Source organism: Paenibacillus terrae, from assembly GCF_000943545.1.
In the GTDB taxonomy this organism is placed as follows: Bacteria; Bacillota; Bacilli; order Paenibacillales; family Paenibacillaceae; genus Paenibacillus; species Paenibacillus terrae_A.
The window spans coordinates 1-211 of sequence record NZ_JTHP01000229.1 but is presented as its reverse complement, the minus strand read 5'-3'; the positions used below and the strand labels follow the sequence as shown (position 1 = coordinate 211).

The following is a 211-nucleotide window of genomic DNA, read 5'->3' as shown; positions in this document are numbered from 1 at the left end:
TAAGAACCCATATGTTACCCATTTTTATCGCCTTCTCTTCTTGCTCAAGCTTCAACCGGCATAAGTCCTTTATATAGGAAGGCTTAAGGCCCCACTTTTCGGAGGCCTCTTTTATGTCCATTATCTGTTTTAAAGGGTTCAATTTCCATGAGTTAAAAGTGTTTATTTCTATTTCATCCTGGTCTTGATTAACAACTATCTTATTCAATTT

Annotated in this window: 1 pseudogene; it reads right to left on the bottom strand. The window is 36.0% G+C overall.

The features are described from left to right. Positions 1 to 211: pseudogene (locus tag QD47_RS33655) on the bottom strand (hypothetical protein); the annotation flags it as partial.